This window comes from Kosakonia sp. H02 (assembly GCA_030704225.1).
In the GTDB taxonomy this organism is placed as follows: Bacteria; Pseudomonadota; Gammaproteobacteria; order Enterobacterales; family Enterobacteriaceae; genus Kosakonia.
Genome location: CP131915.1, coordinates 1544097 through 1564233 on the forward strand (window position 1 = coordinate 1544097; position 20137 = coordinate 1564233).

Here is a 20137-nt window from a genome sequence, read left to right on the forward strand (position 1 = left end):
ATCCACATAATACAGCGCTCTGCGGCATTTCTCCACTATCAACGCAACTTAAACGAATGAGCACTTAACATGAACAGATTGAATGAAAAGACCGCCGTAATTACCGGTGGGGCTACTGGCATCGGCCTCGCTGCGGCAAAGCGTTTTATTGAGGAGGGCGCTTTCGTCTTCATCTTTGGCCGTCGACAAGAAGCACTCGACGCCGCCCTGGCCGACCTTGGGCCGAATGCCCGTGCGGTGATGGGGTCGATTTCTGATGAAGCCGACCTCGACCGTCTCTACGCGGCGGTGAAAGCGGAGCGCGGAACCCTTGATATCGTCTTTGCCAACGCCGGGGCGGGAAGCCCGCTCCCGCTCGGTCAGATCACTGCCGAACATATTGACGAAACCTTCGATACCAATGTGAAAGGCACGATCTTTACTGTCCAGAAGGCGCTGCCGCTGATGCTCAAGGGCGGGTCAATCATCCTGACCGGATCAAGCGCTGGCACCACGGGTGCGCCGGGGTTCACGGTCTACAGCGCGAGCAAGGCTGCGGTGCGCAACCTCGCCCGGACCTGGGCGGAAGACCTGAAGGGCACCGGTATCCGGGTAAATGTGCTGTCTCCCGGGGCGACGGCGACCGAACTTGCTAAGGAGGCGCTGGGCGAGGAAGGCCAGAAAGCCTACGGTGCGATAACCCCGCTCCAGCGCATGGCCGATCCTGCGGAAATAGGCGCAGTGGCGGCCTTTCTTGCGTCGTCGGACAGCAGTTTCATGACCGCCAGTGAGGTCGCCGTTGACGGTGGCCTGGCGCAGCTCTGATCACGTCGAAAAGCAAAGGAGAAAAATATGCGTTATGCAATCATTGGCTTTGGCAAGATCGGTCAGGCGCTTGCCAGGGCCTTCGCCCGCAAGGGCATCGAAGTAGCCGTCGCCACCACGCGCGACCCGGAAAGTTTTGCAGCTGATGCGGCTGCGATCGGGCCGACAATCGTTCCCAAAACCCTGGCGGAAGCCGTCAAAGCCGACATCCTTTTTTTGGCTGTCCGTTTCGAGTCGCACCCGGACGTCGCGCAAGTACTGCCCGACTGGAAGGGGAAAACCCTCATTGATGCAATGAACACGCAGGCCCCGCTTGTGGATCTGGGTGGTCTCCCGTCTTCCGTCGTCGTTGCCAGGACATTTACTGGTGCCAGGCTGGTGAAAGGCTTCAACCACCTGGTCGCTTCTGTTCTTGACCAGGACCCGACCGTACATGGTGGCAGGAGAGTCGTATTTCTGGCGAGCGACGACGACAGCGCCACAGCGGAGGTGGGTGCGCTTGCGGAAAAACTTGGTTTTGCACCGATCCCGCTTGGTGGGCTTTCAGAAGGAGGGTTGCTTGTTCATGCGCGCGGAAAAAGCTGGGGGCATCTGATCTTCAAGGACCTGGTCAAGTTCGATAGATGAATCGTGGCCTCATGCTGCGATCCCATCGTGGAAAACAAGCGGCCTCAGTGGGTTGAAGCATTGGCGAAGCTGACTGAGGCTTTTCATCACAAACGACCCCCGTTCCCGGGCGAAACCCACCTCCCAGCCATTTTCTATTACCTGCGTTTATATCTTAACCTGCCTTCCGGCATTGCCCGCGAGCGGGAGCGCTATTACGTTCGCTAATTTACCTTTAAGGCGGTAAAAAAATAACCGTAATGAATGGGATCGATAACAAGGGGAGGGCGTGACTGTTTTTCCTAATAATTCCGAAACGGTGTTAATTAGAATAATTGGATAAGTGAATGGATTGTAAAACATCTTAATTAATTACCCTACTAACTTTCCTGGCCCCCGTAATGTTTTTACCCGACTCAGATTAATCCTCGAACTGCCGCGCCTTACTCCGCTTTATCCGCCGATTGGTAACCATAAATTACGTTACAGTAAACATGTTTTTAACACCGTCATTACTGATAAGACACGTTAAATACAAAATTAACATTAATAAAGGAAAATGATTTAAATCAATATTTAAATGCTTGGAAAAAAGGCAAAAAGTCGTTAAATTGTCGCCGATCAAACTAACCGCCAAGTGGTAAATTAGCGATAAATTGATCGTTGTCGAAAAACGTAAAACTTATCCGATAAAAACCTTTTTATTGTAAGGGGTTTGCGGAGTAATATATTCGCGAGATCAATTCGAAATTTTTATTAACCTGGTTGTAACTTTTCTTATTCATTGTCCCGCCTTATTGGACAATGAATAAAAGAGCGCAACAAATTTGTATTGGGGCATGCGTGTGAACCGTCGCTAAGGGGGTTCACTCTCGGAGTCTTCATGCGATGAGCAAGGAGTCATGATGTTAGATATAGTCGAACTGTCACGTTTACAGTTTGCCTTGACCGCGATGTACCACTTTCTGTTTGTGCCACTGACGCTCGGTATGGCGTTCCTGCTGGCCATTATGGAAACCGTCTACGTCCTCTCCGGCAAACAGATCTACAAAGATATGACCAAGTTCTGGGGCAAGTTGTTTGGTATCAACTTTGCACTGGGCGTGGCGACCGGTCTGACTATGGAGTTCCAGTTCGGGACTAACTGGTCTTACTATTCTCACTACGTTGGGGATATTTTCGGTGCGCCGCTGGCCATTGAAGGTCTGATGGCCTTCTTCCTCGAATCCACATTCGTGGGTCTGTTCTTCTTCGGTTGGGATCGTCTGGGCAAAGTCCAGCATATGGCGGTCACCTGGCTGGTGGCTCTTGGCTCTAACTTGTCCGCATTGTGGATCCTCGTTGCCAACGGCTGGATGCAAAACCCCATCGCCTCTGATTTCAACTTCGAAACCATGCGTATGGAGATGGTGAGCTTCGCCGAACTGGTACTTAACCCGGTTGCGCAGGTGAAATTTGTTCACACCGTCGCATCTGGCTACACCTGTGGCGCGATCTTCATCCTTGGCATCAGCTCCTACTATTTGCTGCGCGGTCGCGATATCGCGTTCGCAAAACGCTCGTTTGCTATCGCTGCCAGCTTCGGCATGGCTGCCGTGCTCTCTGTTATCGTACTCGGTGATGAATCCGGTTACGAAATGGGCGACGTACAGAAAACCAAACTGGCGGCCATTGAAGCAGAGTGGGAAACCCAACCGGCTCCGGCGGCATTTACCCTGTTTGGTATTCCTGATCAGGATAAACAAGAGAACAAATTCGCTATCCAGATCCCCTTCGCGCTCGGCATCATCGCCACCCGTTCGGTGGATACGCCGGTTATCGGCCTGAAAGATCTGATGGTGCAGCACGAAGAGCGTATCCGTAACGGGATGAAAGCCTACCAGTTGCTGGAGCAACTGCGTTCCGGCTCCGCCGATCAGTCTGTGCGTGACCAGTTCAATAACGTGAAGAAAGATCTCGGTTACGGTCTGCTGCTCAAACGCTATACCCCGAACGTGACTGACGCGACCGATGCGCAGATCCAGCAGGCAACGAAAGACTCTATCCCGCGTGTTGCGCCGTTGTACTTTGCGTTCCGCCTGATGGTGGCCTGTGGCGTGCTGATGCTGCTGATTATCGGTATCTCGTTCTGGACCGTGATTCGCAACCGCATCGGTGAGAAAAAATGGCTGCTGCGCGCGGCGCTGTACGGTATCCCGCTGCCGTGGATCGCCATTGAAGCAGGCTGGTTTGTTGCGGAATACGGCCGTCAGCCGTGGGCGATTGGTGAAGTGCTGCCGACGGCGGTTGCCAACTCATCGTTAACCGTGGGCGACCTGCTGTTCTCAATGATTCTGATTTGCGGCCTTTATACGCTGTTTATGGTGGCGGAAGTGTTCCTGATGTTCAAATTTGCTCGCCTCGGGCCGAGCAGCCTGAAAACAGGTCGCTATCACTACGAGCAGTCCACTGTGGCTTCTCAGCCGGCACGCTAAGACAGGAGTCGTCAAATGATTGATTATGAAGTATTACGTTTTATCTGGTGGCTGCTGGTTGGCATTCTGCTGATTGGTTTCGCGGTTACTGATGGCTTCGACATGGGCGTGGGGATGTTGACCCGCATCTTGGGGCGTAGCGACACTGAACGCCGCGTGATGATTAACTCTATCGCGCCGCACTGGGACGGTAACCAGGTATGGCTTATTACCGCAGGTGGTGCGCTGTTCGCTGCATGGCCGATGGTTTACGCTGCGGCGTTCTCCGGCTTCTATGTGGCGATGATCCTCGTACTGGCGTCGCTGTTCTTCCGTCCGGTCGGTTTTGATTACCGCTCGAAGATTGAAGATATGCGCTGGCGCGGCATGTGGGACTGGGGCATTTTCATTGGCAGTTTTGTGCCGCCTCTGGTGATTGGCGTGGCGTTCGGCAACCTGTTGCAGGGCGTACCGTTCCACCTCGATAACGATATGCGTCTGTTCTACACCGGTAACTTCTTCCAGTTGCTGAATCCGTTTGGTCTGCTGGCGGGTATTGTCAGCGTGGCGATGATCCTGACCCAGGGCGCAACTTACCTGCAAATGCGCACCGCTGGCGAACTGCATCTGCGCGCTCGCGCTACCGTGCAGATTGCCGCCCTGGTGACGCTGGTCTGCTTTGCGCTGGCCGGTGTCTGGGTGGTGTACGGTATTGATGGTTATGTCGTGACGTCTGTTATGGATCATCACGCAGCCTCTAACCCGCTGAGCAAAGAAGTAGCGGTGCAGGCCGGTGCCTGGTTGACCAACTTCAACAACACGCCGCTGTTGTGGGCTATTCCGGCGCTGGGCGTGGTGCTGCCGTTGCTGACCGTACTGACCGCGCGTCTGGATAAAGCCGCATGGGCGTTTGTGTTCTCATCCCTGACGCTGGCGTGCATCATCCTGACTGCCGGTATCGCAATGTTCCCGTTCATCATGCCGTCAAGCACCATGCTGAAAGCAAGCCTGACCATGTGGGATGCAACCTCAACGCAGTTGACGCTGAACCTGATGACCTGGGTAGCAGTGGTATTTGTGCCGATCATTTTGCTCTACACCGCCTGGTGTTACTGGAAAATGTTTGGTCGTATTACCAAAGAGCACATTGAAAGCAACACTCACTCTCTGTACTAAGTAAGGAGCAAAATATGTGGTATTTCGCATGGATTTTAGGAACGCTTCTTGCCTGTGCTTTTGGGGTGATCACCGCGCTGGCGCTGGAACATGTTGAAGCGTCCAAAGCCGGACAAGAAGAACACTGATGGAAACAATTATCGCAAAACTCTATGCGGTAATGGATAAGGGCCCGTTAAGGGCCCTTTCCTTAATAATGGCATTACTGCTGGCGGGATGTATTTTTTGGGATCCGTCGCGCTTTGCGGCGAAAACCAGCGAGCTGGAAATCTGGCATGGTCTGCTGTTGATGTGGGCCGTCTGCGCCGGGGTTATCCACGGTGTCGGTTTCCGCCCTCGCGCTATTCACTGGCAGGGCATTTTTTGCCCGCTTATTGCCGATATTGTGCTGCTTGCTGGCCTTCTTTTTTACTTCTTTTGAATAAGAAATATCCGCTAAACTGATGGGCTTGCAAAAGCCCATAAATTTTTACTATCCGTTTACCTGAACCCATTCCAAACCACCTTTCCCGCGCGTATAGTAGCGAAGTTTGAAAGCTCTAACCTTTTTTGCATTACCGGGATGTAAAGTGAATACAACGCTGTTTCGATGGCCGGTTCGTGTCTATTACGAAGATACTGATGCCGGTGGCATGGTTTACCACGCCAGCTACGTTGCTTTTTATGAAAGAGCCCGCACTGAGATGCTGCGCCACCATCACTTTAGCCAACAGGCTCTGCTGGCTGAGCACGTCGCCTTCGTGGTTCGCAAAATGACGCTGGAGTATTATGCGCCCGCCAGACTCGACGACATGCTCGAAGTCCAAACGGAAGTTACATCAATGCGTGGAACCTCAATGGTTTTCTCGCAGCGGATTGTCAACGCAGAGAACAAAGTGCTGAACGAAGCTGAAGTGCTGATTGTCTGTGTTGATCCACTCTTAATGAAGCCTCGTGCGCTTCCCAAGTCTATTGTCGCGGAGTTTAAGCAGTGACTGACATGAACATCCTTGATTTGTTCCTGAAGGCGAGCCTTCTGGTCAAACTTATCATGTTGATTTTGATTGGTTTTTCAATCGCCTCCTGGGCAATCATCATTCAGAGAACGCGCATCCTCAACGCAGCAGGGCGCGAAGCGGAAGCCTTTGAAGACAAGTTCTGGTCCGGCATTGAACTGTCTCGTTTGTACCAGGAAAGCCAGGGACGCCGCGATAATCTGAGCGGCTCGGAACAGATCTTCTACAGCGGGTTTAAAGAGTTTGCCCGCCTTCATCGCGCAAATAGCCATGCGCCAGAAGCGATTGTCGAAGGGGCATCCAGAGCGATGCGCATCTCCATGAATCGCGAGCTGGAAAGCCTCGAAAACCATATTCCTTTCCTCGGTACCGTCGGTTCCATCAGCCCTTATATCGGTCTGTTTGGTACGGTATGGGGGATCATGCATGCCTTTATCGCGCTGGGCGCGGTGAAACAGGCCACGTTGCAGATGGTTGCGCCAGGTATCGCCGAAGCGTTGATCGCCACCGCCATCGGTCTGTTCGCGGCGATTCCGGCGGTCATGGCTTACAACCGCCTGAACCAGCGCGTGAACAAACTGGAACTGAATTACGACAACTTTATGGAAGAGTTCACGGCTATTCTGCATCGCCAGGCATTTGCCAGCAGCGACAGCAACAAGGAGTAAGCCATGGCCAGATCGCGTGGGCGGGGCAGCCGTGCCCTCAAGTCTGAAATCAACATTGTACCGTTGCTGGACGTGTTGCTGGTGCTGTTGCTGATCTTTATGGCGACAGCGCCAATCATCACCCAAAGCGTAGAGGTCGATCTGCCGGATGCGACAGAGTCGCAGACCGTCAGCACCAATGACGATCCTCCGGTCATTATTGAGGTTTCCGGTGTCGGACAATACAGCGTGGTGGTAGAGAAAGATCGCATGGATCAACTGCCACCGGAGCAAGTGATTGCGGAGGCGCAGCGTCGCCTGCAATCCAATCCGAAAACCGTGTTCTTAATCGGCGGGGCAAAAGATGTGCCGTACGATGAAATCATTAAAGCGCTGAACCTGTTACATAGCGCGGGTGTGAAATCGGTTGGCTTGATGACGCAGCCTATTTGATCACCGGCTTAACAGGCGGACAGTTTTTGGGAACCGAGAGTGTCAAAGGCAACCGTACAAAACGACAAGCTTAAGCGAGCGATACTCATTTCAGCCGTGCTGCACGTGATCCTGGTTGCACTGCTGATCTGGAGTTCGTTCGATGAGCATATTGATGCTTCTGCGGGCGGGGGAGGCGGCTCCTCGATTGACGCTGTAATGGTCGATCCGGGCGCGGTAGTGGAAAACTACAACCGCCAACAGCAGCAGCAATCCAGCGCGAAACGCGCGCAAGAGCAGCGTGAAAAGCAGGCGCAACAGCAGGCGGAAGAGATGCGTGAAAAGCAGGCCGCCGAGCAGGAACGCCTGAAGCAGCTTGAGCAGGAGCGTTTGCAGGCGCAGGAAGCGGCGCGCGAACAGGCTGAACAGCAGAAAAAAGCAGAAGAAGCGGCGAAGCAGGCGCAACAGCAGCAGAAGCAGGCGGAAGCAGCAGCGGCGAAAGCGGCTGCTGATGCGAAAGCCAAAGCAGATGCGCAGGCCAAAGCGGCGGAAGAAGCCGTGAAAAAAGCCGCAGCGGATGCGAAGAAACAAGCCGAAGCAGAAGCGGCGAAAGCCGCAGCGGATGCGAAGAAACAAGCCGAAGCACAAGCGGCGAAAGCCGCTGCCGATGCGAAGAAAAAAGCTGAAGCAGAGGCCGCGAAGAAAGCGCAGGCTGAGGCCGCTGCCGAAAAAGCAGCGGCAGAGAAAGCGGCTGCGGCAGAAAAAGCCGCCGCCGAGAAGAAAGCGGCAGCAGAAAAGGCCGCGGCTGAGAAGAAAGCTGCCGCAGCGGAAAAAGCCGCTGCCGCGAAGAAAGCAGCCGCAGAAAAAGCCGCCGCCGCCGAAGGCGTAGATGACTTATTTGGCGACTTAAGTTCCGGTAAGAATGCGCCGAAAACAGGTGGTGGATCGAAAGGCAACAATGCAGCGCCGGCAGGTTCAGGTAACACTAAGAACAACGGTGCGTCGGGTGCAGACATCAGTAACTATGCAGGGCAGATTAAAGCGGCCATTGAAAGCCGTTTCTATGATGCCTCTTCCTACACGGGGAAAACCTGTACGTTACGCGTCAAACTGGCACCGGATGGCATGCTGTTAGATATTCAGTCAGAAGGGGGCGACCCGGCACTTTGTCAGGCTGCGCTGGCAGCCGCAAGACAGGCAAAAATGCCGAAGCCGCCAAGTCAGGCTGTCTATGAAGTGTTCAAAAATGCGCCGCTGGATTTCAAACCTTAAGGTACACTTTCTCTTCGCGACCTTGCGGGGGATGGTGTGAAGGTGGTTCCAACGCGGGTAGTTTTGTCTTATTGGTTTGTTAAAATTCTGCTAAGTTATCGCGGGTTTTCCGCCCGGATAAGGGAGATATGATGAAGCAGGCATTACGTGTTGCATTTGGTTTTCTGATGCTGTGGGCAGCGGTGCTGCATGCAGAAGTACGTATCGAGATCACCCAAGGGGTGGACTCGGCACGCCCGATTGGCGTTGTGCCTTTCCAGTGGGCCGGGCCGGGTGCCGCGCCTGAAGATGCGGGCGGTATCGTTGCGGCGGATCTGCGCAACAGCGGTAAATTCAACCCGCTCGATCGTTCCCGCTTGCCGCAGCAGCCGGGTAGCGCTCAGGAAGTTCAGTCGGCCGCATGGTCAGCCCTGGGCATTGATGCGGTGATTGTCGGTCAGGTGACCCCAAATCCTGACGGCAGCTACAACGTGGCTTACCAGTTGGTGGATACCGGCGGTGCGCCGGGTACCGTACTGGCGCAAAACTCTTTTAAAGTGAACAAACAGTGGCTGCGCTATGCCGCCCATGCCGCCAGTGACGAAGTGTTCGAAAAACTGACCGGTATTAAAGGCGCATTCCGCACCCGTATCGCCTATGTGGTGCAGACCGCAAACAGCCAGTTCCCGTATGAACTGCGCGTCTCGGATTACGATGGTTACAACCAGTTCCTCGTACATAAATCGCCGCAGCCGCTGATGTCTCCGGCATGGTCTCCGGACGGCTCTAAACTGGCCTATGTGACCTTTGAAAGCGGTCGTTCTGCGCTGGTTATCCAGACGCTGGCGAACGCCAGCATCCGCCAGGTGGCTTCCTTCCCGCGTCACAACGGCGCACCGGCGTTCTCACCGGACGGGACTAAGCTGGCGTTTGCGCTGTCGAAAACCGGTAGCCTGAATATCTACGTGATGGACATTGGTTCTGGCCAGATCCGCCAGGTGACCGATGGTCGCAGCAACAACACCGAACCGACCTGGTTCCCGGATAGCCAGAACCTGGCCTTCACCTCTGACCAGGCGGGTCGTCCGCAGGTTTATAAAGTCAATGTTAATGGCGGCGCGGCTCAGCGTATCACCTGGCAGGGTTCTCAGAACCAGGATGCAGACGTCAGCAGCGACGGCAAATTTATGGTGATGGTAAGCTCTGACGGTGGTCAGCAGCACATCGCTAAACAGGATCTGGAAGCGGGTGGCGTGCAGGTTTTATCGTCAACGTTTCTGGATGAAACGCCAAGTCTGGCACCTAACGGCACAATGGTCATCTATAGCTCTTCTCAGGGAATGGGATCCGTGCTGAACCTGGTTTCTACAGATGGGCGTTTCAAAGCGCGTATTCCGGCGACTGATGGACAGGTTAAATTCCCTGCCTGGTCTCCGTATCTGTAATAATAAATAAATATTTATAAAGGAATCAAAGAAATGCAACTGAACAAAGTGCTGAAAGGCCTGATGCTGGCTCTGCCAATTATGGCAATCGCTGCATGTTCTTCTCATAAGAACAACGCAAGCGACCAGAGCGGCGAAGGCATGATGGGTGCTGGCACTGGCATGAACGGTAGCGGCAACATGTCCTCTGAAGAACAAGCGCGTCTGCAAATGCAGCAGTTACAGCAGAACAACATTGTTTACTTCGATCTGGACAAGTATGACATCCGTTCTGATTTCGCAGCGATGCTGGATGCTCACGCAAACTTCCTGCGTAGCAACCCGTCTTACAAAGTTACCGTAGAAGGTCACGCGGACGAACGTGGTACTCCGGAATACAACATCTCCCTGGGCGAACGTCGTGCTAACGCCGTTAAAATGTACCTCCAGGGTAAAGGCGTTTCCGCTGACCAGATCTCCATCGTTTCTTACGGTAAAGAAAAACCCGCAGTACTGGGTCACGACGAAGCGGCTTACGCTAAAAACCGTCGCGCCGTACTGGTTTACTAAGAGAATTGCATGAGCAGTAACTTCAGACATCATCTGTTGAGTCTGTCGTTACTGGTTGGCATAGCGGCCCCCTGGGCCGCTAATGCTCAGGCGCCAATCAGTAGTGTCGGCTCAGGCTCGGTCGAAGACCGCGTCACTCAACTCGAGCGTATTTCGAATGCTCATAGCCAGCTTTTAACTCAACTCCAGCAGCAACTCTCCGATAATCAGGCCGATATTGATTCCCTGCGTGGTCAAATCCAGGAAAATCAGTATCAACTGAATCAGGTGGTTGAACGCCAACAGCAAATTTTGCAGCAAATCGGCAATTTGAGCAGCGGCGGGGCGGGGCAGACGCAGCAGGCTTCTGGCGATCAGAGCGGTGCAGCAACGCAGGCTCCGGCGGCAGCTGCGGGCGCGAATAACGGCTCGGCCAACTCTGGCGCGCCGGTACAAAGCGGTGATGCCAATACCGATTACAACGCAGCGATTGCCCTGGTACAGGATAAATCCCGCCAGGATGACGCTATCACCGCGTTTCAAAACTTCGTCAAAAAGTACCCTGATTCAACCTATATTCCGAATGCCAATTACTGGCTCGGTCAGTTGAATTACAACAAGGGTAAAAAAGACGATGCGGCGTATTACTTCGCCTCCGTGGTGAAGAATTTCCCGAAGTCGCCTAAGGCACCGGATGCGATGTACAAAGTCGGTGTGATTATGCAGGACAAGGGAGACAGTGCAAAAGCGAAAGCGGTCTACCAGCAGGTGGTCAGTAAATACCCTGGTACCGATGGCGCGAAACAAGCGCAAAAACGCCTTGGTTCGATGTAATGCATAGCGCATGACCAGAAATTGCGGTTTTTCTGGTCTTGTCGCATGAATCATAAGCAGTTAAGTTGCCCTGGTCGAAATTGTTGTTGCGCTGAGTTCTTAAATCAGTAATATATGCCGCCGTTGCCACGGGATATCTCTTAAGCCTGATGCGACGCAAAAGTGGGTCGTTAGCTCAGTTGGTAGAGCAGTTGACTTTTAATCAATTGGTCGCAGGTTCGAATCCTGCACGACCCACCACTTTAACCTCGCGGTGGAGAGGTTAAGCGTGAAGGATAACGTTGCTTCAGCAACGGCCCGTAGGGCAAGGCGAAAGCCGAGTCATCCTGCATGACCCACCACTTTAAAGATGGAAACATCTTTCCAGCGTAGTATCGGGTGATTAGCTCAGCTGGGAGAGCACCTCCCTTACAAGGAGGGGGTCGGCGGTTCGATCCCGTCATCACCCACCACTCGGGTCGTTAGCTCAGTTGGTAGAGCAGTTGACTTTTAATCAATTGGTCGCAGGTTCGAATCCTGCACGACCCACCAATTTAACCTCACGGTGGAGAGGTTAAACGTGAAGGATACGGTTGCTTCAGCAACGGTCCGTAGGGCGAGGCAAAGCCGAGTCATCCTGCACGACCCACCACTTCGAAGAATACCCCGTAAAGGGTCGTTAGCTCAGTTGGTAGAGCAGTTGACTTTTAATCACTTGGTCGCAGGTTCGAAACCTGCCCGACCCACCAATTTAACCTCGCGGTGGAGAGGTTAAACGAGAAGGATACTGTTGCTTCAGCAACGGTCCGAAGGGCGAGGCAAAGCCGAGTCATCCTGCACGACCCACCAATGTAAAAAAGCGCCCTAAAGGCGCTTTTTTACTATCTGCGATTTGGAAAGATTCGAACCCTTCTCGCCGGATGGCGGCTACGTCTCTCCATGAACCTCATCCTCCCAGGCCTGCTAAGCGCAGCGCCAGCAGGCGTTACCACCACATACTTCCCACCGCCATTGATGCTAAAAATTCACAGCGACAATAGATGCGCAATCAGCTATCTTGTTTAGTATATAAAACACAGGCGGCGTGATAACGCCATTCTGAACCGTTGTTCTGGTTATTCAGTTAAGCAAGCAAAACGAGTAAGCAAAATGAGCGTAATGTTTGATCCCGAAGCCGCAATTTACCCTTTTCCGCCCAAACCCACGCCGCTGAGCCAGCAAGAAAAGCCGTTTTATCGCGAAAAAATCAAGCGCCTGCTTAAAGCGCGAGACGCGGTGATGGTCGCGCATTACTACACTGATCCGGAAATTCAACAACTGGCGGAAGAGACCGGCGGCTGCATTGCAGATTCGCTGGAAATGGCGCGCTTTGGCGCCAGACATCCCGCCTCAACGCTGCTGGTCGCCGGTGTGCGTTTTATGGGGGAAACCGCCAAAATCCTCAGCCCGGAAAAAACCATCCTGATGCCGACACTCCAGGCGGAATGTTCGCTCGATCTCGGCTGCCCAATTGACGAATTCAGCGCCTTTTGCGATGCCCACCCGGACCGCACGGTGGTGGTCTACGCTAACACCTCGGCGGCGGTTAAAGTCCGTGCCGACTGGGTAGTAACTTCCAGTATTGCCGTTGAATTAATTGAACATCTCGACAGCCTCGGCGAAAAAATTATCTGGGCGCCGGATCGCCACCTCGGAAGCTATGTGCAGAAACAGACCGGCGCAGATGTGCTGTGCTGGCAAGGCGCATGCATTGTCCACGACGAATTTAAAACGCAGGCTCTGCTGCGCATGAAAGCGCTTTACCCCGAGGCGGCGATTCTTGTGCACCCGGAATCACCGCAATCCGTAGTCAACCTGGCAGACGCCGTGGGTTCCACCAGCCAGTTGATTAATGCCGCAAAAACATTGCCACACACGCAACTGATCGTCGCCACTGATCGCGGCATCTTTTATAAAATGCAGCAGGCGGTTCCGGAAAAAGAGTTGTTCGAAGCGCCAACCGCCGGAGAGGGGGCGACCTGTCGCAGCTGCGCACACTGCCCGTGGATGGCAATGAACGGCTTACAAGCGATTGCTGAAGGGCTGGAGCAGGGCGGCGCTGCGCATGAGATACAAGTCGATGCCGCATTGCGTGAAGGCGCGTTACTGCCGCTTAACCGCATGCTGGATTTTGCAGCTACACTACGGTCCTGAACGACGTTTTTAAAAATAAATAACGCGTAACATTACGCTCTGGGGAGAGAATGGATTTTTTTAGTACGCAGAACATCCTGGTGCATATTCCCATTGGCACCGGCGGATACGATCTTTCATGGATTGAAGCCGTAGGTACGCTGGCGGGTCTTCTCTGCATCTGGCTGGCGAGCCTCGAAAAAATCAGCAATTACGCCTTTGGGCTGATTAACGTCACGCTGTTCGCCATTATCTTCTTTCAGATTCAACTCTATGCCAGCCTGCTATTGCAGCTCTTTTTCTTCGCCGCCAATATTTATGGCTGGTATGCCTGGTCGCGCCAGACCTCCCAAAACGAAGCTGCGCTGCAAATCCGCTGGTTGCCACTGCCGAAAGCGCTCGCCTGGCTCGCCGTTTGCGTTGTCGCGATCGGCCTGATGACCCTCTTTATCAACCCGGTTTTCGCCTTCCTGACACGCATCGCGGTAGGCATTATGCAAGCCCTGGGGCTGAACGTCGTGATGCCGGAACTGCAACCCGATGCTTTCCCATTCTGGGACTCCTGCATGATGGTGCTCTCTATCGTGGCGATGATTTTGATGACGCGTAAATACGTCGAGAACTGGCTGCTGTGGGTGATTATCAACGTCATCAGCGTGGTGATTTTCGCCCTGCAAGGCGTATGGGCAATGTCGCTGGAATACATGATCCTGACATTTATTGCCCTTAACGGCAGCCGGATGTGGATTAACAGCGCGCGTGAGCGGGGTTCTCACGCGCTTTCACACTAATGATGGTGTCCGTGATGGTGTTCAGGCTGCATCTCGCCCAGATGGCAATCTGACCCTTTACAGGGCTGGTACTCCATCTGCACTGTCGCATGGGCGATATCATAATGGTGCGCCAGAAAATGGTGGATCTCGCCGAGCAGCTTGTCATGATCGCGCGGCGGGATAACCTGCACATGCAGCGTCATCAGCGGCTTTTCCCCCACCTGCCAGACATGCACATGATGAACATCGCGCACTTCCGGAATTGCCCGACGCAAATGGCGCTGCAACGCGCCAATATCCATTGAACCCGGCACGCCTTCCAGCAACTCGTTAACGCTCTCTTTCATCAACCGCCACGCGCTACGCAACACCAGCGCAGAGACCAGCACGGAGAGAACCGGGTCAATCGGCGTCCAGTTAGTCAACATAATCACCAGTGCGGCGACAATCGCTCCCACCGAACCCAGCAAATCGCCCAGCACGTGCAGGGCTGCGGCGCGCACGTTCAAATTCTTCTCTTCACTGCCGCGATGCAGCAACCAGAACGCCAGTATATTTGCCAGCAGGCCAGTAATGGCGATAGTCATCATGGTGAAACCCGCAACCGGCTGTGGATGTTGAAAACGTTGAATCGCTTCCCAGACAATCCACACGGTAATCAGCACCAGCGCGAGCGCATTCACAAAGGCGGCCAGTGTCGTCAGGCGCAGCCAGCCAAAAGTGCGCTGTGCGCTGGGTGGCTGGCGGGCAAACCAGACTGCCAGTAAGGCGAAAAGCAACGCCGCCGCGTCGGTCAGCATATGACCCGCATCGGCCAGCAGCGCCAGCGAGCCGGAAATAATTCCGCCCGCGACCTCAATAAGCATGAAAACAGCGGTAACCGTAAAGGCCAGCAGCAGACGGCGAGCGTTAGCATCGGCAGGCGTATGCGAATGTGAATGCGCCATGAGGGGATCTATCCTTTTAAGCGTTGGGTAACGTCTACATCATTGCAGATTTTTATCGGGCGGGGAAAAAATAAGGAGAGCCGAAGCTCTCCTCTTTATTACGGATTACGGCTTCACGGCTTACTGCGTGGTGCCGTCGGTTTTGGTATTGACATCATTAGTGGTGTCGCTACCGGTCTCGACTTTTTTGTTGATGTCCGGGCAACGACCGTCTTTGCACATCGTATTTTTGTGCACTTCCTCTTTACTCATATGATCGGATTGATGATTCATCTGAGTCGAAGTGGAGTTGGTATTAGTGTTGCCGGTGTTGATATTGCTGTTATCAACATTATTTGGCGCAATGTTATCTTTCGCGTCAGGTGCCACCTGGCCCGCTTTAGCTGCGGCATTCGCATCGCCATTGCCATTGCTGCTGTTGGATGCAGCGTCAGCAGCATACGCCGCGCCACCTGCCAGGGTCAGGGTAGTCGTCAGTAAAAGTGTCGCTAATTTGTTCATTTTCATCATGATGCTCCTGTTCTGGTCGTTTTTACCGCGCCAGGCGTCGGCAAAAGCTGCGCGAACGAATTATCACGCTCAGTGGTCAAAGATGTCATTTCTGCCAACAACGGCAGCATGGAATAACGAAAAAATGCAAAACTAAGGTATTTACAGTTAAAAAGTGTAGTCGGGAAATACCTGCTTGCTACTTTTATGCACGCTTTATATCAATTCCAGGAATTATCCGCCCGAAGTGTAAAATCATGTTTACACTTCGCCGCAAGCGAGATAGATTGGACGGATTGCTTTTATTACAGAAAATATGTTCACACTGGAAAGATCATGGATTATCAGAACGACGATTTACGTATTAAAGAGATCAACGAGTTATTGCCACCTGTCGCACTCCTTGAAAAATTTCCCGCTACCGAAACCGCAGCCAGGACTGTTTCCCTGGCACGCAAAGCGATTCATCAAATTCTGCGTGGTAACGATGACCGCCTGCTGGTGGTGATTGGCCCATGTTCTATTCATGATCCTGTTGCGGCAAAGGAATATGCCTCGCGCCTGCTGGCGCTCCGTGAAGAATTAAAAGGCGAGCTGGAAATTGTTATGCGCGTCTATTTCGAGAAGCCGCGCACCACCGTAGGCTGGAAAGGGCTTATTAACGATCCGCATATGGATAACAGTTTCCAGATTAACGATGGCCTGCGTATTGCGCGCAAGTTGTTGCTGGAAATTAACGACAGCGGCCTGCCTGCTGCGGGCGAGTTCCTCGATATGATCACCCCGCAATATATGGCGGATTTGATGAGCTGGGGCGCGATTGGCGCGCGTACCACGGAATCACAGGTGCACCGTGAACTGGCTTCCGGCCTTTCCTGCCCGGTGGGTTTCAAAAATGGCACCGACGGCACCATTAAAGTGGCGATTGATGCTATCAACGCGGCTGGCGCGCCGCACTGCTTCCTCTCCGTGACTAAATGGGGGCATTCCGCCATTGTTAACACGGCGGGTAATGGCGACTGCCATATCATTCTGCGCGGCGGTAAAGAGCCGAACTACAGCGCGAAACATGTGGCTGAAGTGAAAGCGGGTCTGGAGAAAGCCGGGCTGGAGCCGCAGGTGATGATCGATTTCAGCCATGCCAACTCCAGCAAGCAGTTTAAAAAGCAGATGGATGTCGGTGTGGATGTTTGCCAGCAGATTGCCGGGGGTGAAAAAGCGATTATCGGCGTGATGATCGAAAGCCATCTGGTCGAAGGCAACCAAAATCTTGAGAGTGCAGAAGCGCTGGTGTACGGCAAGAGCATCACCGATGCCTGTATTGGCTGGGAAGATACTGATGTGATTCTGCGCAAACTGGCGAATGCGGTAAAAGCGCGTCGTAGTTAAAAAACGAAGCCCGGGAGCGCGATGCTCACCGGGCCTGTAACAGAAGCCGGGCATTAACACTGTCCGGCTTTTTTTATTACTTCGCTTTACCCTGGTTTGCTACCGCAGCAGCTTTCGCGGCGATCTCTTCCGCGTTACCCAGATAGTAATGCTTCAGCGGTTTGAAGTTTTCGTCGAACTCATAAACCAGTGGCACGCCGGTCGGGATGTTCAGTTCGAGGATCGCTTCTTCGCTCATGTTGTCGAGGTATTTCACCAGCGCGCGCAGGGAGTTACCGTGTGCGGCGATGATCACGCGCTCACCGCTTTTCAGGCGCGGCAGAATAGATTCGTTCCAGTAAGGGATCACGCGATCGATGGTCAGCGCCAGGCTTTCCGTCTGCGGCAGCTCCGCGTCGGTCAGTTTGGCATAACGCGGATCGTGGCCCGGGTAACGCTCATCATCTTTGGTCAGTGCTGGCGGGGTGACGGCAAAGCCGCGACGCCATTGTTTCACCTGATCGTCACCGTATTTTTCTGCGGTTTCTGCTTTGTTCAGACCTTGCAGCGCACCATAGTGACGTTCATTCAGTTTCCAGCTTTTCTCTACCGGCAACCATGCCTGATCCAGTTCGTCCAGAACATTCCAGAGCGTATGGATGGCACGTTTCAGCACAGAGGTATAAGCAAAATCAAACGTGTAGCCTTCCTCTTTCAGCAGCTTGCCTGCCGCTTTCGCTTCGCCAACGCCTTTTTCAGACAGATCGACATCGTACCAACCGGTGAAGCGGTTTTCATTGTTCCACTGGCTTTCGCCGTGACGAACCAGAACCAGCTTAGTAACAGCCATACACTTACTCCTGTGAGCCTGATTGAATGATAACAATTCTCATTATATTGCCAGAGCGAAAGCCCGGGCAACGAATACCCTTAACCATAGCGAAAATAGCCGCTCAGTGTAAGGTGCTTGTGAATAAGAGGTTATGATTCAGCAATATTTGGCGTAAATTTCAGCGAAATACGGTTAAAAAGCCCTCCATCAGGAGGGCGGGGGATTACAGCGCGGTGAAGTGATATTCCGTCAGGCTGACATACTCATCGCCGGGGCGCAAAACGCAGTCCGGCTGCGGGTAGTCCGGGCGATTAGGGCTATCGGGCAAAAACTCGCTCTCCAGCGCCAGACCTTGCCAGGCGCTGTAGGTTTTGCCGCCACGCGCCGGGGTGCCTTCAAGAAAATTACCGGAATAGAACTGCAACGCGGGCGCGCTGGTGTAAACCGCCATCTGAAGCTGCTTATCCGCAGACCACAACTGAGCGGCAGGTTGGCTGGCATCGCCTTTGGCCTGCAACAAATAAGCATGGTCGTAACCTTTGACTGCGCGCTGGTCTTCTTCGCTGAGAAACTCTTCCGCCACGGTTTTGGGTGTGCGGAAATCGAAACTGGTCAGCGCCACTTTTTTCAGCCCGCCGGTCGGAATGCCCATCTCATCCACGGGCAAATAGGCATCGGCCAGCAGTTGCAGTGTGTGGTTACGTACGTCGGACTGCTCACCATCAAGGTTAAAGTAAGCATGGTTAGTCAGATTCACCGGGCACGGCTTATCGGTAGTCGCGCGGTATTCAATCGATATGCGGTTATCTTCGCCGAGGCGAAAGTGCGCCGTGGCGTTAACATTGCCCGGATAACCCTGGTCGCCATCCGGCGAAGTGAGGGAGAAGAGCACTTCGCTGTCATTCTGGCGTTCGATGCGCCAGCGGCGTTTATCAAAGCCTTCCGGCCCGCCGTGCAATTGGTTTTCACCCTGGCTCGGTGTCAGCGTGTATTCGACACCGTCAACGGTGAAACGGCTCTTCGCGATGCGATTGGCGTAGCGGCCTACCGAAGCACCCAGAAATGCGGTCTGCTCCCAATAGTGCTCCGGCGAGGCACAGCCAAGCAGCGCCTCGCGTACGGAACCGTCTTTCAACGGCACGCGCGCGGAAAGCAGCGTCGCGCCCCAGTCCATCAATGTGACAACCATCCCGGCGTTATTGCGCAGGGTGATCAGACGTACCGGCAGGCCGTCGGGGGCCGCCGTAGAAGTTTCGTTTAGCACTGTCCCGCTCCCTGAGAAGGTTTGCAAACATAGAACGTTTCTTTAATACCGGTTTTCGCTTCGTACTCTTTTTCCACCGCCTGTTTCACGGCAGGCACCAGCGCTTCCGGTACCAGCGCAACGACACAGCCGCCAAAGCCGCCACCGGTCATACGCACACCGCCTTTATCACCGATGGTCGCTTTAACAATTTCAACCAGCGTATCGATTTGCGGCACGGTAATTTCGAAATCATCGCGCATCGACGCATGGGATTGCGCCATCAGCTCACCCATGCGTTGCAGATCGCCTTTTTCCAGCGCGGCAGCCGCTTCCACGGTGCGGGCGTTTTCGGTCAGCACGTGGCGAACACGTTTAGCGACCAGCGGATCTAACTCATGGGCGACGGCATTAAATTTATCCAGGCTGACATCGCGCAGCGCTTTTTGCTGGAAGAAACGCGCGCCGGTTTCACACTGTTGGCGGCGGGTGTTGTATTCGCTGCCCACCAGCGTGCGTTTGAAATTGCTGTTGATGATGACAATCGCCACGCCTTGCGGCATGGAAACCGCTTTGGTGCCGAGGGAGCGGCAGTCGATCAGCAGTGCGCTGCCTTTTTTACCGAGGGCGGAAATCAGCTGATCCATGATGCCGCAGTTGCAGCCGACAAACTGGTTTTCTGCTTCCTGGCCGTTAAGGGCAATCTGCGCGCCGTCCAGCGGCAGGTGGTAAAGTTGCTGGAACACGGTACCGACCGCCACTTCCAGCGATGCAGAAGAGCTCAGCCCCGCGCCCTGCGGCACATTGCCGCTGATCACTAAATCGGCACCGCCGAAGCTCGCATCGCGCTGTTGCAGATGTTTCACCACGCCGCGCACGTAGTTTGACCATTGCTGGCTGTCATGAGTCACGATAGGCTCATCCAGCGAAAACGCATCGCTCTGGTTGTCATAGTCGGCGGCAATCACCCGCACTGTGCGATCGTTACGCGCCGCACAGCTAATCACTGTTTGATAATCAATGGCGCAGGGCAGCACAAAACCGTCGTTATAGTCGGTGTGTTCACCGATCAGGTTGACGCGGCCTGGTGCCTGAATAGTGTGGGTGGCAGGGTAGCCAAATTTTTCAGCAAACAGGGATTGTGTGTTCTCTTTCAGGCTCAT

Annotated in this window: 21 protein-coding genes and 4 tRNA genes; 20 read left to right on the forward strand and 5 right to left on the reverse strand. The window is 53.7% G+C overall.

Features of this window, described 5'->3' with window-relative positions; genetic code table 11:
• Window positions 1-69: 69 nt before the first annotated feature.
• The 19 genes from Q5705_07350 (at window position 70) to pnuC (ending at window position 14113) form a co-directional block, all read left to right on the forward strand.
• On the forward strand, window positions 70-804 hold the full coding sequence (locus tag Q5705_07350; protein WLI78346.1) for an SDR family oxidoreductase: 735 nt from the start codon (window positions 70-72) through the stop codon (window positions 802-804).
• A gap of 27 nt (window positions 805-831) precedes the next feature.
• Window positions 832-1431: an NADPH-dependent F420 reductase gene (locus Q5705_07355; protein ID WLI78347.1), complete on the forward strand. Its 600-nt coding sequence runs from the start codon at window positions 832-834 to the stop codon at window positions 1429-1431.
• Between the two features lie 884 nt (window positions 1432-2315).
• Window positions 2316-3884, forward strand: a complete 1569-nt coding sequence (gene cydA / locus Q5705_07360; protein WLI78348.1) for a cytochrome ubiquinol oxidase subunit I — start codon at window positions 2316-2318, stop codon at window positions 3882-3884.
• Between the two features lie 15 nt (window positions 3885-3899).
• Window positions 3900-5039 (forward strand): cytochrome d ubiquinol oxidase subunit II, encoded by a 1140-nt coding sequence (cydB, locus tag Q5705_07365; GenBank protein ID WLI78349.1) that lies wholly within the window; start codon window positions 3900-3902, stop codon window positions 5037-5039.
• 14 nt (window positions 5040-5053) lie between these two features.
• Complete coding sequence (gene cydX / locus Q5705_07370; protein WLI78350.1) at window positions 5054-5167, forward strand: cytochrome bd-I oxidase subunit CydX; 114 nt, start codon at window positions 5054-5056, stop codon at window positions 5165-5167.
• Entirely contained in the window at window positions 5167-5460 is a 294-nt protein-coding gene (gene ybgE, locus Q5705_07375; GenBank protein ID WLI78351.1) for a cyd operon protein YbgE, read from the forward strand. The genes cydX and ybgE overlap by 1 nt, the downstream gene beginning before the upstream one ends.
• Window positions 5461-5608: 148 nt before the next feature.
• A complete protein-coding gene (gene ybgC, locus Q5705_07380; GenBank protein WLI78352.1) occupies window positions 5609-6013 on the forward strand; it encodes a tol-pal system-associated acyl-CoA thioesterase in 405 nt (134 codons plus the stop codon).
• Window positions 6010-6702, forward strand: a complete 693-nt coding sequence (gene tolQ, locus Q5705_07385) for a Tol-Pal system protein TolQ (protein WLI78353.1) — start codon at window positions 6010-6012, stop codon at window positions 6700-6702. The genes ybgC and tolQ overlap by 4 nt, the downstream gene beginning before the upstream one ends.
• A gap of 3 nt (window positions 6703-6705) precedes the next feature.
• Window positions 6706-7134 carry a colicin uptake protein TolR gene (tolR, locus tag Q5705_07390; protein ID WLI78354.1) on the forward strand — a complete coding sequence of 143 codons (429 nt, stop codon included), beginning with the start codon at window positions 6706-6708 and terminating at the stop codon, window positions 7132-7134.
• 39 nt (window positions 7135-7173) lie between these two features.
• Window positions 7174-8385 (forward strand): cell envelope integrity protein TolA, encoded by a 1212-nt coding sequence (gene tolA / locus Q5705_07395; GenBank protein WLI78355.1) that lies wholly within the window; start codon window positions 7174-7176, stop codon window positions 8383-8385.
• Between the two features lie 131 nt (window positions 8386-8516).
• Complete coding sequence (gene tolB / locus Q5705_07400) at window positions 8517-9809, forward strand: Tol-Pal system beta propeller repeat protein TolB (protein ID WLI78356.1); 1293 nt, start codon at window positions 8517-8519, stop codon at window positions 9807-9809.
• A gap of 33 nt (window positions 9810-9842) precedes the next feature.
• Window positions 9843-10358, forward strand: a complete 516-nt coding sequence (pal, locus tag Q5705_07405; protein ID WLI78357.1) for a peptidoglycan-associated lipoprotein Pal — start codon at window positions 9843-9845, stop codon at window positions 10356-10358.
• Window positions 10359-10367: 9 nt separating this feature from the next.
• On the forward strand, window positions 10368-11171 hold the full coding sequence (gene cpoB, locus Q5705_07410; protein WLI78358.1) for a cell division protein CpoB: 804 nt from the start codon (window positions 10368-10370) through the stop codon (window positions 11169-11171).
• Between the two features lie 164 nt (window positions 11172-11335).
• Window positions 11336-11411 (forward strand) — tRNA-Lys (locus Q5705_07415).
• Between the two features lie 136 nt (window positions 11412-11547).
• Window positions 11548-11623: transfer RNA gene (locus tag Q5705_07420), tRNA-Val, on the forward strand.
• A gap of 3 nt (window positions 11624-11626) precedes the next feature.
• Window positions 11627-11702: transfer RNA gene (locus Q5705_07425), tRNA-Lys, on the forward strand.
• Between the two features lie 121 nt (window positions 11703-11823).
• Window positions 11824-11899: transfer RNA gene (locus Q5705_07430), tRNA-Lys, on the forward strand.
• 400 nt (window positions 11900-12299) lie between these two features.
• Window positions 12300-13343: a quinolinate synthase NadA gene (nadA, locus tag Q5705_07435; GenBank protein WLI78359.1), complete on the forward strand. Its 1044-nt coding sequence runs from the start codon at window positions 12300-12302 to the stop codon at window positions 13341-13343.
• A gap of 50 nt (window positions 13344-13393) precedes the next feature.
• On the forward strand, window positions 13394-14113 hold the full coding sequence (gene pnuC / locus Q5705_07440; protein ID WLI78360.1) for a nicotinamide riboside transporter PnuC: 720 nt from the start codon (window positions 13394-13396) through the stop codon (window positions 14111-14113).
• Here the strand turns inward: pnuC and zitB are convergent.
• Both zitB and Q5705_07450 read right to left on the reverse strand, forming a co-directional pair.
• Window positions 14110-15042, reverse strand: coding sequence for a CDF family zinc transporter ZitB (zitB, locus tag Q5705_07445; protein WLI78361.1), 933 nt, complete (start codon window positions 15040-15042; stop codon window positions 14110-14112). The genes pnuC and zitB overlap by 4 nt on opposite strands.
• 120 nt (window positions 15043-15162) lie before the next feature.
• Window positions 15163-15549, reverse strand: coding sequence for a YbgS-like family protein (locus Q5705_07450; GenBank protein WLI78991.1), 387 nt, complete (start codon window positions 15547-15549; stop codon window positions 15163-15165).
• A gap of 318 nt (window positions 15550-15867) precedes the next feature.
• On the opposite strand from Q5705_07450, the gene aroG reads away from it, so the two are divergent.
• The gene (gene aroG, locus Q5705_07455; GenBank protein ID WLI78362.1) at window positions 15868-16920 is read left to right on the forward strand and encodes a 3-deoxy-7-phosphoheptulonate synthase AroG; all 1053 of its coding nucleotides are present in this window, start codon (window positions 15868-15870) and stop codon (window positions 16918-16920) included.
• 76 nt (window positions 16921-16996) lie between these two features.
• Here the strand turns inward: aroG and gpmA are convergent, their stop codons facing one another.
• The 3 genes from gpmA to galK all read right to left on the reverse strand — a co-directional run bounded on the left by gpmA (window position 16997) and on the right by galK (window position 20137).
• Entirely contained in the window at window positions 16997-17749 is a 753-nt protein-coding gene (gene gpmA / locus Q5705_07460) for a 2,3-diphosphoglycerate-dependent phosphoglycerate mutase (protein ID WLI78363.1), read from the reverse strand.
• Between the two features lie 205 nt (window positions 17750-17954).
• Window positions 17955-18995 carry a galactose-1-epimerase gene (galM, locus tag Q5705_07465; GenBank protein WLI78364.1) on the reverse strand — a complete coding sequence of 347 codons (1041 nt, stop codon included), beginning with the start codon at window positions 18993-18995 and terminating at the stop codon, window positions 17955-17957.
• Window positions 18989-20137 carry a galactokinase gene (gene galK, locus Q5705_07470; protein ID WLI78365.1) on the reverse strand — a complete coding sequence of 383 codons (1149 nt, stop codon included), beginning with the start codon at window positions 20135-20137 and terminating at the stop codon, window positions 18989-18991. The genes galM and galK overlap by 7 nt, the downstream gene beginning before the upstream one ends.